This is a genomic window from Streptomyces sp. NBC_00080, from assembly GCF_045041255.1.
Lineage (GTDB): Bacteria > Actinomycetota > Actinomycetes > Streptomycetales > Streptomycetaceae > Streptomyces > Streptomyces coriariae.
This window is the reverse complement of sequence record NZ_CP108235.1, coordinates 7,081,773-7,095,191: the sequence shown is the minus strand read 5'-3', so window position 1 is coordinate 7,095,191 and position 13,419 is coordinate 7,081,773. Positions and strand designations below refer to the sequence as shown.

The window sequence follows — 13,419 nt, the reverse complement described above, 5'->3', positions numbered from 1 at the left end:
GGGCGGGGCGGCTAGGGGTGTGCGGGGACCGTCGTCAGCAGTGGCTTCGGGGAGGTCCGGCCGGCCGGTGTGCCCAGTGCGGCGATGGTGAGGACGAGGGCGAGCGCGACGGCGAGACCGGTCGCGGCGGCGATCAGGGCACGCATACGGTCCTCCCGGAGCTGACGTGACGTCAGGTCGGGCACCGTAGCAACGGGCGGCCGAGATGAGAACACGTAGCGCACGACGGCGGCGCCCCCGTGGAGACAGGGGCGCCGCCGTCTTCGTTCGGAGCGGGGCCCGCGGCGGAGTCCGCCGCACGGTCCGCGGGAGGGTTACGAGCCGGTGGTCGTCGACTCCGACTCGCTGGGCGTCGGGGTGGGCGTCGAGGTCTCGGCCGCCGTGACGGTGAGTTCGACCGTCAGGGTCGCTCCGCCCGTGGTGGTGATGCGCAGCAGATAGGTGCCGGCGGTGTCGTCCGCGTACAGCTCGGGCAGCGTCAGCAGGCCGTTCCCGTCCGTCTGGAGGTCCAGGGCGCGGACGGGGTTGCCGGCGGCGTCCTTGAAGTAGGGGCCCTTGTCGTTCGTGGTCGTGTCGTCGGCCGACTTGATCAGGGTGGCGGTGGCGGCGACCTTGTCCGCGACGGCGCCCTTGTAGGTGGCCTTCACCTCGACCCGGTCGGCGAACTTGCCGCCTGCGGTGCAGGTCAGCGCGGTGTTGCTGGTGCGGGCGAGGGTGTCGGCGGCTCGGGCGGTGACGGTGGCCTTGTAGTCGAGGGCGGAGAGCGTACGGCCGAGGACCGTGGCCCGGACGGTGAAGCCGCCGGTCTTCTCGCCCGCCTGGAGGGCGGGCGCGAGGGCGACGCCCTTGGCGTCGGTGACGATCGTGGCGACGCTCTCGCCGCCCGTGAAGGTGGCGTCGGTGTCGCCGACGACCGTGAAGCGGATCCGGACCTTGGCGACGGCCTTGCCGGCCGCCGTCTCCGCGCGGGTGCTGATGCGTTCGGTGAACGCGTCGCCCGCCGTGGCGGTGAGGCTCGCCGTACCCGCGTCCTCGAGGTGACCGACCGTCTCGGTCGGCGTCGGGGTCGGGGTCGGGGTGGGCGTCGGGGTGCTGGGCGTCGTCGGGGTGTTGGGCGTACCGGGCGTCGACGGCTTGTTCGGCGTGTTGGGCGTACCGGGGGTGCTGGGCGTCGACGGGGTGGTCGGCGAGGTGGGCGTGTAACCGGTGGCGTCGTCGCTGCGGTTGTCCGGCACGGTACCGGTGCCGTTGGGGATCTCGTGCGTGCCCTTGCGGTAGTACTCCAGCCACGACAGGACGGTGTTCAGGTAGTCCGTCGAGTTGTTGTAGCTGAGGATCGCGCTGCGCATCCCGGACGTGGCCGACATGTCCCAGTCGTAACGGCACAGGTAGTGGCCGGCGGCGAGCGCGGCGTCGTAGATGTTGTTGGGGTCCTTCTTGCCGTCGGCGTTGCCGTCGCGGCCCGCCCACGCCCAGGTGGACGGGATGAACTGCATGGGGCCCACGGCACGGTCGTAGGTGCTGTCGCCGTCGTACGCGCCGTTGTCGGTGTCGCTGATGTTCGCGAAGCCGACGCCGTTGAGGACCGGGCCGAGGATCGGCGAGACGGTGGTGCCGTCGGCGGTCACGTTGCCGCCGCGGGCCTGGCCGGACTCGACCTTGCCGATGGCGGCGAGGAGTTGCCAGGGCAGGTTGCAGCCGGGCTTGGACCGCGCCAGCTCCGCCTCGGCCTTCTTGTAGGCGTCCAGGACGGTCGCCGGGATGCCCGCCTCCGTGGTGCCGGTGGCGGCCGGGGTGGTGGAGGAGCTCTCGCTCGGCGCGGGGTTCGGACTCTTCAGCGGCGGCAGGTCCGTGTAGTACGGCGAGTTGCCGGTGGCGCTGTCGGCGATACCACTGCCGTTGTCCGCGGACGACGGGGTGTCGGCGGCGGTCTGTCTGCCCTGGCCGTCGGCCGTGACGTCCGGTGCCTGGGACGCGGCCAGAGCCGCTACCGCCAGTGCGGCCACGGTCGTGTTGACCGCTCCCTTGCGCAGCCTCGTGCCGAAATGCGCCGACATGAAGTGAAACCCTCCCGTGGACGCGGTACGCCCGTCTCTTCGCCTGCACCCTGCCGTTACGGCTGTTGCCACGGTTGTGGCCGTTGCCGTTGCCGCCGCCGTCACCGGTGTGACGATCAACCCGCTCCGACGGTTGCACTCATGGGCGGTTTGCCCTGCTCTGCTCTTCTGTTCGACGCACCCGAGGGCACACCGACCCAGGCGACCCTACGACAACTTCTTTTGCACCGGCACCCGTTCGGGTGCCGTTTTCACCAGCCGGTCACGCGCCGTTGGCCGGGAACCGCGCCCCGCATACTGGACGTCGTAGATCACCGGGCCGGCCGGCCCGTCAACGTCCGCCCCCGGGAGCCCCGTTGCCGTTCACGCTGAGTCACGCGGCGGCCGTGCTGCCCGCCTTGCGCGCCGACGGCACCGGCCGCGGGCGACTCGTCCCGGGTGCCCTGGTCGCGGGCTCCTTCGCTCCCGACATGACCTACTACGCGGCGAGTGTCCTGTCCGGGGCCATGGAGTTCGGCGACGTCACGCACTCCCTCCCCGGCGTGTTCACGGTGGACGTGCTCGTCGCCTGGGTGCTGGTGGGGCTCTGGCTGCTGGTGCGCGAGCCGCTGGTGGGGCTGCTGCCGCGGTCACGGCAGGGCCGGACGGCCACGCTGACCCGCTGCGGTGCGCCACGCGCGCGCGTACGGCCGTCCACCGTCTGGTGGTGGTACGTCTCCGCGGCGCTCGGCGCGCTGACCCATGTGGTGTGGGACGCGTTCACGCACCTCGACCGCTGGGGCATGCGGCTGTTCCCCGTCCTCGGCGAGGACATCGCAGGCTCGCCTCTGTACTGGTACCTCCAGTACGGCGGTTCGGCCGTGGCCGCGGTCGTGCTCGCCGCGTTCGTGACGTACGCGCTGCGCCGGGCGCCGGCCGGCGAGCCGGTGGGGGTCGCGGTGCTGTCGGCGCGGGACCGGTGGTGGGCGGGTGCCGTGATCGGCGGGTGCGCACTGGTCGCGGCGGTGCGGCGGGCGACACGGTGGTGGGAGTACTGGGGCGCGCGCGAGGCGAAGCCGTGGGAGCTCATCCCGACGCTGTGCTTCGGGGCGGGCGCGGGGCTGGTGCTGGGGGTGCTGCTGTACGCGGTCGGCGTGCGGCTGTGGCGCCCGGCTCGTCCGGCCCGCCCGGCCCTTCCGGAAGCGGACGTGGACGCAGGCGCAGGCGCAGGTGGGGTCAGTGTGCGGCGGAGTCGCCCGGGCGTTCGGTGACAGGGGGCGCCGTCGCGACGAAGAGGGGGATGCGACGGACCGTACGGCGGCCACGGAGGCGGCCGAGGACACCGAGGGCCGTCGCCGGGTGACCGCGTACCGCCTCGGCCCACAGGCGCCACCGGCTGTCGTTCCGGGAGACGAATCCGTCGAGGAACCGGGTCAGGACCCGGGGCGGGAACCGAAGCGGGAACCGGGTGATAGCCGGACCGCGGAGCCGTGCGGCGGCCTCGCGCAGAGCCGCGCCGGGGCTCCACGGGATGCGGGGGCCGGCGGCGCCCGGCGCGAGGGCGGGACGCGGCCGTGTCCGGGGAGCCGCGCCGGGCCCGGACCGCGTGTCCGCGGCCGCCGTGTGAACGCGTGCGGGGGACTTCCGGCGGTGGAGCATGCGTATACCCATGGCGGCATCCTGGTGGCCCGGACCCGGCAGGGACCTGTTCTCGGGGGCCACGCGGGTGAGGGCCCTTCGGGGAACGTACCGACGGTGACCGGACCTCTCGCGACGGCACCGCCTCGTACTGCACCGCCTCGTACGCCACCGGCTCCCACGAGGCATGCGAAGGGGCCCTGCCGGTGTCGGCAGAGCCCCTTCCAGCTGTTCCGGCTGTTCCGGGGAGAGCGGCGGGCCGCCCCCAACGGAGCTAGTGCGCCGCCGACTCCCAGTCCGCACCCGCGCCGACCGACACGTCCAACGGGGCCCTGAGCCGGACGGCGCCGGCCATCTCCCGGCGGACCAGCTCCTCGACCGCCGCACGCTCACCGGGGGCGATCTCCAGAACGATTTCGTCGTGGACCTGGAGCAGCATGCGGGACCTGAGGTCCGCCGCGCACAGGGCCGCGTCCACCTTGAGCATGGCGATCTTGACGATGTCCGCCGCCGTGCCCTGGATCGGCGCGTTGAGGGCCATGCGCTCGGCCGCCTCGCGGCGCTGACGGTTGTCGCTGTTGAGGTCGGGCAGATAACGGCGGCGGCCGAAGAGCGTCGCCGTGTAGCCGGTCGCCCGTGCCTCGTCGACCGCGCGGCGCAGGTAGTCCCGGACGCCGCCGAAGCGCTCGAAGTAGGCGTCCATCAGGCCCCGGGCCTCACCCGCGTCGATGTTCAGCTGCTGGGACAGGCCGAACGCCGACAGGCCGTACGCCAGGCCGTAGGACATCGCCTTGATCTTGCGCCGCATCTCCGCGTCCACCGCGCCGGGCTCGACGCCGAACACCTGGGAGGCGGCCGTGGTGTGCAGGTCCTCGCCGGAGGTGAACGCCTCGATGAGGCCCGCGTCCTCCGACAGGTGGGCCATCACGCGCAGCTCGATCTGGCTGTAGTCGGCCGTCATCAGGGACTCGAAGCCCTCGCCGACGACGAAGCCGCGGCGGATCGCCCGGCCCTCGTCGGTGCGCACGGGGATGTTCTGCAGGTTCGGGTCGGTGGAGGACAGCCGGCCGGTCGCGGCGACGGTCTGGTTGAACGTGGTGTGGATGCGGCCGTCCGCGGCGATCGTCTTGATCAGGCCCTCGACGGTGACCCGCAGCTTCGCCTGTTCGCGGTGGCGGAGCATGATGACCGGCAGCTCGTTGTCCGTCTGGCCCGCGAGCCAGGCCAGGGCGTCGGCGTCGGTGGTGTAGCCGGTCTTGGTCTTCTTCGTCTTCGGCAGGCCCAGTTCGCCGAAGAGAACCTCCTGGAGCTGCTTGGGCGAGCCCAGGTTGAACTCGTGCCCGGCCGCCGCGTGCGCCTCCTTCACGGCCTGCTGGACGGCGCCCGCGAACATCTGCTCCATGGCCTCCAGGTGGGCGCGGTCGGCGGCGATGCCGTGCCGCTCCAGGCGGGCCAGGAGGGCGGAGGTCGGCAGCTCCATGTCGCGCAGCAGGTTGGCCGCGCCGACCTCCTCCAGCCGGCCGCGGAACGCCTCGCCGAGGTCGACGATCGTGCGGGCCTGCACCATGAGGGCCTCGGCCTCGGCGCCGTCGTCCGCGCCGAAGGCGAGCTGGCCGTCGGCCGCGGCGGCCGGGGCCAGCTCACGGCCCAGGTACTCCAGGGACAGCGCGTCCAGGTCGAAGGAGCGGCGGCCCGGCTTGACCAGGTAGGCGGCGAGCGCCGTGTCCATGCCGACGCCGGCGACGGACCAGCCGTGCTCGGCGAAGACCCGCATGGCGCCCTTGGCGTTGTGCAGGACCTTGGGGCGGTCCTCGGCGGCGATCCAGGTCGCCCACGCGTTCTCGTCGGCCTCGTCGAGCTCCGCCGGGTCGAACCAGGCGGCCGCTCCCCCGGCGGCGGCGAGCGCGATCTCGGCGACCGAGCCGGCCCCCAGCGCCCAGGCGCCCACGGTGGCGACACCGAGGGTGTCGGTGCCGTGCTCCGCGAGCCAGCCGGCCAGCTCGCCGGTGCCCAGCACCGTGCCGTCCAGCTCCACCCCGCCGGTGATCACCGGCGTGGCCTCGGCCTCCTCGCCGCCGGGGTCGACGGCGAACAGCCGCTCGCGCAGGGAGGGGTTCCTGATCTCCAGGGTGTCCAGGATCATCGCGACGGCCGTGCGGTCGTACTGGGCGCGCTCCAGCTCGACGACCGTCTTCGGCAGCTCGACGGTGCGGACCATCTCGGTGAGGCGGCGGTTGAGCTTGACGGCCTCCAGGTGGTCGCGCAGGTTCTGCCCGGCCTTGCCCTTGACCTCCTCGACGCGCTCGACGAGGTCCGCGAACGAACCGAACTGATTGATCCACTTCGCGGCCGTCTTCTCACCGACGCCGGGGATGCCCGGCAGGTTGTCGGACGGGTCGCCGCGCAGCGCCGCGAAGTCGGGGTACTGGGCGGGCGTCAACCCGTACTTCTCGACGACCTTCTCCGGCGTGAACCGGGTCAGCTCCGAGACGCCCTTCGTCGGATACAGGACCGTGGTGTGCTCGGAGACCAGCTGGAAGGAGTCACGGTCGCCGGTGACGATCAGCACCTCGAAGCCCTCGGCCTCGGCCTGGGTGGCGAGGGTGGCGATGACGTCGTCCGCCTCGAAGCCGTCCACCGCGAACCGGGACACGTGCATCGCGTCGAGCAGCTCGCCGATCAGCTCGACCTGGCCCTTGAACTCGTCCGGTGTCTTGGAGCGGTTCGCCTTGTACTCGGTGAACTCCTCGGAGCGCCAGGTCTTGCGGGACACGTCGAACGCGACCGCGAAGTGCGTGGGCGCCTCGTCACGCAGGGTGTTGGCGAGCATCGACGCGAAGCCGTAGATCGCGTTCGTCGGCTGGCCCGTCGCGGTGGTGAAATTCTCCGCGGGCAGCGCGAAGAACGCGCGGTAGGCCAGCGAGTGCCCGTCCATGAGCATCAGGCGGGGCCGGCTGCCGGCGGGGGTGTCGGTCTTCTTCGCTGCTGTCTCTGCCACGCCCCCGATCCTGCCACGCCCCACTGACACTCGGTCCCGGCCGCCACGGCTCACGGGGTTCCGCGGGCCGCCCGCCGGCCGCCGCAAGCTTTGCTGCCGCCCGCCGACCGGTCCGCGCGTCCCCATTGCGGGCGCCTCGTGCGAGGATCCATGGGGTGTGTGGCGCAGGCGAGCGAAGGAGAGCGCGCGATGGCAACGAAGCCGCCCAAGGCTGATCCGGTCCAGGACGCTCCGCAGGTCGCCGAGCCGAAGCACGTGGCGGCGGGTCTGCCGGCCGTCGGGCATTCCCTGCGGATCGCCCAGCAGCAGATGGGTGTGAAGCGCAGCGCTCTGACCCTGCTGCGCGTCAACCAGAAGGACGGCTTCGACTGCCCCGGCTGTGCCTGGCCGGAGCCCGAGCACCGGCACACCGCGGAGTTCTGTGAGAACGGCGCGAAGGCGGTCGCCGAGGAGGCCACCCTGCGCCGGGTCACCCCCGAGTTCTTCGCCGCGCACCCGGTCGCCGACCTCGCCGGGCGCAGCGGCTACTGGCTCGGCCAGCAGGGCCGCCTCACGCACCCCATGTACCTCCCCGAAGGCGCGGAGCGCTACGAACCGGTGACCTGGGAGCGCGCCTTCGACATCATCGCCGAGGAGACCGCCGCCCTCGCCTCACCCGACGAGGCCGTCTTCTACACCTCGGGCCGCACCAGCAACGAGGCCGCGTTCCTCTACCAGCTCTTCGCCCGCGAGCTCGGCACGAACAACCTCCCGGACTGCTCCAACATGTGCCACGAGTCGTCCGGCTCGGCCCTGTCGGAGACCATCGGCATCGGCAAGGGCAGTGTCCTGCTGGAGGACCTCTACCAGGCCGACCTGATCATCGTCGCCGGGCAGAACCCGGGCACCAACCACCCGCGCATGCTGTCCGCCCTGGAGAAGGCCAAGGCGGGCGGCGCGAAGATCATCAGCGTCAACCCGCTGCCCGAGGCGGGGCTGGAGCGCTTCAAGAACCCGCAGACCCCCAAGGGCCTCACCGCGGGCGCCTCGCTCACCGACCTCTTCCTCCAGATCCGTATCGGCGGCGACCAGGCCCTCTTCCGCCTCCTCAACAAGCTCGTCCTCGACACCGACGGCGCGCTCGACGAGGCGTTCATCGCCGAACACACCCACGGCTTCGAGGAGTTCGCCGACACGGCCCGCACCGCCGACTGGGACGAGACGCTCACCGCGACCGGCCTCACGCGCGCGGAGATCGAGGAGACCCTGCGCATGGTGCTCGCCTCCGAGCGCACCATCGTCTGCTGGGCCATGGGCCTCACCCAGCACAAGCACTCGGTGCCGACGATCCGCGAGGTCGTCAACTTCCTTCTGCTGCGCGGCAACATCGGCCGTCCGGGCGCGGGCGTCTGCCCGGTGCGCGGCCACTCGAACGTGCAGGGCGACCGCACCATGGGCATCTTCGAACGGCCCGCGCCCGCCTTCCTGGACGCCCTGGAGAAGGAGTTCGGCTTCGCGCCCCCGCGCGAGCACGGCTTCGACGTCGTCCGCGCGATCCGCGCACTGCGCGACGGCGAGGCGAAGCTGTTCTTCGCGATGGGCGGCAACTTCGTCTCCGCCTCCCCGGACACCGAGGTCACCGAGGCGGCCATGCGGCGCGCCCGGCTGACGGTGCACGTGTCGACGAAGCTCAACCGCTCGCACGTGGTGACGGGCGCGCGGGCGCTGATCCTGCCGACGCTCGGCCGCACCGAGCGCGACCTCCAGGGCGGCGGCGAGCAGTTCGTGACCGTCGAGGACTCCATGGGCATGGTGCACGCCTCGCGCGGCCGCCTCGCGCCCGCGAGCGCGCACCTGCTGTCCGAGCCCGCCATCGTCTGCCGCCTCGCGCGCCGCGTGCTCGGCGAGGACAGCAAGGTGCCGTGGGAGGAGTTCGAGAAGGACTACGCGACGATCCGTGACCGCATCGCGCGCGTGATCCCCGGCTTCGAGGACTTCAACGCGCGCGTGGCCCGCCCCGAGGGCTTCACCCTCCCGCACGCCCCGCGCGACGAGCGCCGCTTCCCCACCACGACCGGCAAGGCCAACTTCACCGCGGCCCCCGTCGAGTACCCCCGGCTGCCCGAGGGCCGGCTGCTCCTGCAGACGCTGCGCTCGCACGACCAGTACAACACCACGATCTACGGCCTCGACGACCGCTACCGGGGCATCAGGAACGGCCGCCGGGTGGTCCTGGTCAACGCCGAGGACGCGCGCGCTCTCGGGCTCGCCGAGGGCTCCTACGTGGACCTGGTGAGCGAATGGCGGGACGGGGTGGAGCGGCGGGCGCCCGGTTTCCGGGTCGTGCTGTACCCGACCAGCCGGGGCTGCGCCGCCGCGTACTACCCGGAGACCAACGTCCTGGTCCCGCTGGACGCCACCGCCGACACGAGCAACACCCCGGCCAGCAAGTCCGTCATCGTCCGTCTGGAACAATCGGCTACCGACTGAGCGTTTGCTTAAGTCACGCTGGACTGTGATCGACGAACGGAGCCGGGCCCCATGGGCGAGCAGCAGCACGTGAAGTTCCCGCAAGAGGTCATCGACGAGTACGCGGCCCTCGGCATCGACATCCTGGCCCTGTTCTCCGCAGGACACCTGGGCACCCGCATGGGCGTGGAGATCGTCGAGGCCTCCGCGGACCGGGTCGTCGGCACCATGCCGGTCGAGGGCAACACCCAGCCCTACGGCCTGCTGCACGGCGGCGCCTCCGCGGTCCTCGCCGAGACCCTCGGCTCGGTCGGCTCCATGCTGCACGGCGGCAGCACCAAGATCGCGGTCGGTGTCGACCTGAACTGCACCCACCACCGCGGCGTCCGCTCCGGCCTGGTCACCGGCGTGGCCACGCCCGTGCACCAGGGGCGCTCCACGGCGACGTACGAGATCGTGATCAGCGACCAGGAGGGCCGGCGCGTGTGCACCGCGCGGCTCACCTGTCTGCTGCGGGACGTCCGGGCCGGCGACGGTGCGCAGGTGCGCGCCGCTCACTGACGGCACCGGCACTGCGGAGGGTCACCCGCGCGCGGCCGTTGCCCACCGCCACCGCGGCGGCCTAGCGTCGGGGCATGACCACGGGAGGAGCCCCACGGGCGGGGGTGGCGGGGCGGCTGCGCGGACCGGCGTTGTCGGCGGCCTTGCTGGCGGGGCTGCTGGCCGGGCTGCCGACGACCGGCTGCGGAGCCTCGGCGAACGCCGGCGCGAGCGCCACCCCGTCGCCGCCACCGGCGTCCACCACCTCGCCCGAGGAACTGTGCACCCGCATCGTCGCCCACTGGTCGCGCGAGGTCCTGGACAGCACCGCCTACGGGGACTACCAGTCGATGGGCCTGTCGAACGGGCAGTACGAGATCCTGCGGACCGTCGTGGACGCCGCGCGGGCCGTGAAGCAGCGTCAAGGGCCGGACGCGGCAGACGAGTTGATCGGCCGCGAGGCGGCCGAGGGCTGCGCGCGGCGGTACCGCTCCGGCGGCCCGACCGAGGGTCCCTGGCAGTGAGCGGCGTTGGCCCCGTGGAGCCCGGCGAGGGCACACACGCGTGGGAGACCCCCGAGGCCGCCCACGCACCCGCCCACGCGTCCGGCCGCGCCGACACCTCCGAAGCCCTCGGCGCGGACGCCTCAACTGCCGCCGCCCGCCTGCTCCGTGGGCTCGTCCGCCGCCATGCCGCGCACCGCCGGGCCACGTCGGCCGTCCTCGCCACGGCGGTCCTCCTCGCGGGCGGCGGCTACCTGTACGCGACGCGGCCGCACGACGCCGAACAGGCGGCCCCCGCACCGCCGTTCCCGTCCCAGGTGGTGGACGTCAGCTACCTCGGCGAGGTCGCCCTACCGCCCGGCGCCCGCCCGCGCAGCTTCGCCTTCGACATCGTGTTCGGCGTGGAGTCCGGCCCGCCGGTCACCGTGACCCGACTCGCCCAGCCGTACCCCGGGCTTTCCCTGACCTCGACCCCCCGGGCCCCCTTCAGGACAAAAGCGGGTTCCGCCCGCAAGGTCGTGATCACCATGCGGGTAACGGAATGCGGAAAAGTGCCGAAGAACGTCGGACTCCCTTTCGTGGACGTAACTCTACGTAATGCGCGCGCAATACAAGTCCACAGTTTCATCCTCGGCACGCGCTATGCGCACGACCTCTCCGCGGCCCTACAAGTCGCCTGTAGCAACGAATCAAGTAATCACCAAAACGCCTGAGACACCTGAACGCACCCGGGTTCGTCCTGCACGTTCTCACCATGCGGACAGGGCGAATCGGCCTGAATTCAGCTGTTCCACCCACCAAGTACCGCTCTGCATTACCTCGTGTCATAACAAGAGCGTCACAGCATCGGCCAGACCCTCCTCCACGTCAGCTTCACCCGCTTAGAGTCACGCCCAGTCACCGCGCGGCTGGAATACCCCTTCGGCCCAGCGCTCGACTCGGCCTCTTCCAGGGGGGAGAGCCGCCCAGGGAAAGGACTGGAACGTGCGTCAACGTTCGCTCATCGCCATTACCGCCGCGCTGTCCGCAGGAGCACTCACCCTCACCGCTTGCGGTTCGCGAGACAGCGACGACAAGGGCTCCGACAGCGGTGGCACCACCGTCACCATCGGTGTCGACGCCCCGCTGACCGGCGACCTCTCCGCGCTGGGCCTCGGCATCAAGAACTCCGTCGACCTCGCCGCCAAGACGGCCAACAAGCAGAAGTACGTCGACGGCGTCACCTTCAAGATCGAGGCGCTCGACGACCAGGCCCAGCCGTCCTCGGGCCAGCAGAACGCCACCAAGCTCGTCGCCGACAAGTCCGTCCTCGGCGTCGTCGGCCCGCTGAACTCCTCCGTCGCCGAGTCGATGCAGAAGGTCTTCGACGACGCCAAGCTCGTCGAGGTCTCCCCGGCCAACACCAACCCGGCGCTCACCCAGGGCACCGACTGGGCGACCTCCAAGAAGCGCGTCTACAAGTCGTACTTCCGCACCGCGACCACGGACGCCATCCAGGGCCCGTTCGCCGCGCAGTACCTGATCAACGACGCCAAGAAGAAGAAGGTCTTCGTCATCGACGACAAGAAGACCTACGGCGCCGGCCTCGCCGGAACCTTCACCGAGGAGTTCAAGAAGCTCGGCGGCACGGTGGCCGGCACCGAGCACATCAACCCGGACAGCAAGGACTTCTCGGCCATCGCCACCAAGGTCAAGACCTCCGGCGCCGACGTCGTCTACTACGGCGGCGAGTACCCGCAGGCCGGCCCCCTGAGCAAGCAGATCAAGGCCGCCGGCGCCAAGATCCCCGTGGTCGGCGGTGACGGCATCTACAGCGCCGACTTCATCAAGCTGGCCGGCGCCACCGCCGCAGGCGACCTCGCCACCTCCGTCGGCGCACCGGTCGAGCAGCTCCCCTCCGCCAAGGAGTTCGTCGCCAACTACAAGACCGAGGGCTACAAGGAGGCCTACGAGGCCTACGGCGGCTACTCCTACGACTCGGCCTGGGCGATCATCGAGGCCGTGAAGAAGGTCGTCGACGACAACGACGGCAAGCTTCCCGACGACGCCCGCGCCAAGGTCACCGCCGCCATGCAGAACGTCTCCTTCGACGGTGTGACCGGCAAGGTCTCCTTCGACGAGTTCGGTGACGCCACCAACAAGCAGCTCACCGTCTACGCCGTCGAGAACGGCGCCTGGAAGCCGGTCAAGTCCGGCACCTACTCCGGCTGACCCACCCCGCATCACACGAGCCGCGCGGGGCGCTGTTCCACTGGCGCCCCGCGCGAACTCACATCCGGACACACACGTCGAAATTATCCGAACGTCTCGGAGGACATGCGGTGAACGAACTGCCGCAGCAGCTGGTCAACGGCCTGCTACTGGGATCCATGTACGGGCTGGTCGCCATTGGCTACACAATGGTCTACGGCATCGTCCAGCTCATCAACTTCGCCCACGGCGAGATCTTCATGACGGGCGCCTTCGGGGCTCTCTCCGTCTACCTCTGGGTACTGCCGAACGGCACGACCATGTGGATAGCCCTGCCGCTCATGCTCATCGGCGCCATCCTGGTCGCCGTCCTCGTCGCCATCGGAGCGGAACGGTTCGCCTACCGCCCCCTGCGCGGCGCACCCCGCCTCGCCCCCCTCATCACCGCCATCGGCCTCTCCCTGGCCCTCCAGCAGGCGGTCTGGGCCTGGTACCCCGAGGCCACCTCGGCCCGCACCTTCCCCCAGATCGAGGGCGGCCCCTTCCACATCGGCGACGTCACCATCCAGACCGGTGACATCTTCCTCCTCGCCGCCGCCCCCATCAGCATGGCCGTCCTCGCCTACTTCGTCATGAAGACCCGCACCGGACGCGGCATGCAGGCCACCGCGCAGGACCCGGACACCGCCAAGCTCATGGGCGTCAACACCGACCGCATCATCGTGATCGCCTTCGCCCTCGGCGCCGTCTTCGCCGCCATCGGCGGTGTCGCCTACGGCCTCAAGTACGGCCAGATCGACTACCGCATGGGCTTCATCCTCGGTCTCAAGGCCTTCACCGCAGCCGTCCTCGGCGGCATCGGCAACATCTACGGCGCCATGATCGGCGGCGTGGTCCTCGGCATCGCCGAAACCCTGGCCACCGCCTACATCGCCGACATCCCCGGCATGGACAAGTTCGGCAGCCAGTCCTGGGCCGACGTCTGGGCCTTCGTACTTCTCATCCTCGTACTGCTGTTCAGGCCACAAGGCCTGCTCGGCGAGCGCGTCGCGGACAGGGCGTGACA

General features: G+C 71.2%; 11 protein-coding genes. 7 read left to right on the top strand and 4 right to left on the bottom strand.

Annotation, left to right across the window (positions count from 1 at the left end; all coding sequences use genetic code 11):
• Positions 1–11: 11 nt before the first annotated feature.
• Entirely contained in the window at positions 12–146 is a 135-nt protein-coding gene (locus tag OHU34_RS31565) for an SPW_0924 family protein (protein ID WP_142269809.1), read from the bottom strand.
• Positions 147–314: 168 nt separating this feature from the next.
• Positions 315–2,057, bottom strand: a complete 1,743-nt coding sequence (locus OHU34_RS31560; protein WP_142269810.1) for a lytic transglycosylase domain-containing protein — start codon at positions 2,055–2,057, stop codon at positions 315–317.
• Between the two features lie 356 nt (positions 2,058–2,413).
• Here OHU34_RS31560 and OHU34_RS31555 point away from each other — a divergent pair, with 356 nt between their 5' ends.
• Complete coding sequence (locus OHU34_RS31555; protein ID WP_142269811.1) at positions 2,414–3,307, top strand: DUF4184 family protein; 894 nt, start codon at positions 2,414–2,416, stop codon at positions 3,305–3,307.
• Here OHU34_RS31555 and OHU34_RS31550 read toward each other — a convergent pair.
• Positions 3,273–3,707, bottom strand: coding sequence for a hypothetical protein (locus OHU34_RS31550; RefSeq protein ID WP_142269812.1), 435 nt, complete (start codon positions 3,705–3,707; stop codon positions 3,273–3,275). The two genes, OHU34_RS31555 and OHU34_RS31550, sit on opposite strands and share 35 nt — an antisense overlap.
• A gap of 241 nt (positions 3,708–3,948) precedes the next feature.
• A complete protein-coding gene (gene polA / locus OHU34_RS31545) occupies positions 3,949–6,672 on the bottom strand; it encodes a DNA polymerase I (RefSeq protein WP_405769502.1) in 2,724 nt (907 codons plus the stop codon).
• Between the two features lie 189 nt (positions 6,673–6,861).
• Here polA and OHU34_RS31540 point away from each other — a divergent pair, with 189 nt between their 5' ends.
• The 6 genes from OHU34_RS31540 to OHU34_RS31515 all read left to right on the top strand — a co-directional run bounded on the left by OHU34_RS31540 (position 6,862) and on the right by OHU34_RS31515 (position 13,417).
• Complete coding sequence (locus OHU34_RS31540; RefSeq protein WP_142269814.1) at positions 6,862–9,141, top strand: FdhF/YdeP family oxidoreductase; 2,280 nt, start codon at positions 6,862–6,864, stop codon at positions 9,139–9,141.
• Positions 9,142–9,192: 51 nt separating this feature from the next.
• Positions 9,193–9,681 carry a hotdog fold thioesterase gene (locus OHU34_RS31535; protein ID WP_142269815.1) on the top strand — a complete coding sequence of 163 codons (489 nt, stop codon included), beginning with the start codon at positions 9,193–9,195 and terminating at the stop codon, positions 9,679–9,681.
• Positions 9,682–9,755: 74 nt separating this feature from the next.
• Positions 9,756–10,184, top strand: coding sequence for a hypothetical protein (locus OHU34_RS31530; RefSeq protein ID WP_230196220.1), 429 nt, complete (start codon positions 9,756–9,758; stop codon positions 10,182–10,184).
• On the top strand, positions 10,181–10,876 hold the full coding sequence (locus tag OHU34_RS31525; protein WP_142269816.1) for a Tat pathway signal sequence domain protein: 696 nt from the start codon (positions 10,181–10,183) through the stop codon (positions 10,874–10,876). The genes OHU34_RS31530 and OHU34_RS31525 overlap by 4 nt, the downstream gene beginning before the upstream one ends.
• A gap of 271 nt (positions 10,877–11,147) precedes the next feature.
• A complete protein-coding gene (locus OHU34_RS31520) occupies positions 11,148–12,374 on the top strand; it encodes a branched-chain amino acid ABC transporter substrate-binding protein (RefSeq protein WP_142269817.1) in 1,227 nt (408 codons plus the stop codon).
• A gap of 110 nt (positions 12,375–12,484) precedes the next feature.
• Entirely contained in the window at positions 12,485–13,417 is a 933-nt protein-coding gene (locus OHU34_RS31515; RefSeq protein WP_020131828.1) for a branched-chain amino acid ABC transporter permease, read from the top strand.
• Positions 13,418–13,419 lie beyond the last annotated feature (2 nt).

Coding starts and splice junctions, on each gene's coding strand:
- OHU34_RS31565 (WP_142269809.1), bottom strand. CDS start 146: ATGCGTGCCCTGATCGCCGCCGCGACCGGTCTCGCCGTCGCGCTCGCC.
- OHU34_RS31560 (WP_142269810.1), bottom strand. CDS start 2,057: ATGTCGGCGCATTTCGGCACGAGGCTGCGCAAGGGAGCGGTCAACACG.
- OHU34_RS31550 (WP_142269812.1), bottom strand. CDS start 3,707: ATGGGTATACGCATGCTCCACCGCCGGAAGTCCCCCGCACGCGTTCAC.
- OHU34_RS31540 (WP_142269814.1), top strand. CDS start 6,862: ATGGCAACGAAGCCGCCCAAGGCTGATCCGGTCCAGGACGCTCCGCAG.
- OHU34_RS31535 (WP_142269815.1), top strand. CDS start 9,193: ATGGGCGAGCAGCAGCACGTGAAGTTCCCGCAAGAGGTCATCGACGAG.
- OHU34_RS31530 (WP_230196220.1), top strand. CDS start 9,756: ATGACCACGGGAGGAGCCCCACGGGCGGGGGTGGCGGGGCGGCTGCGC.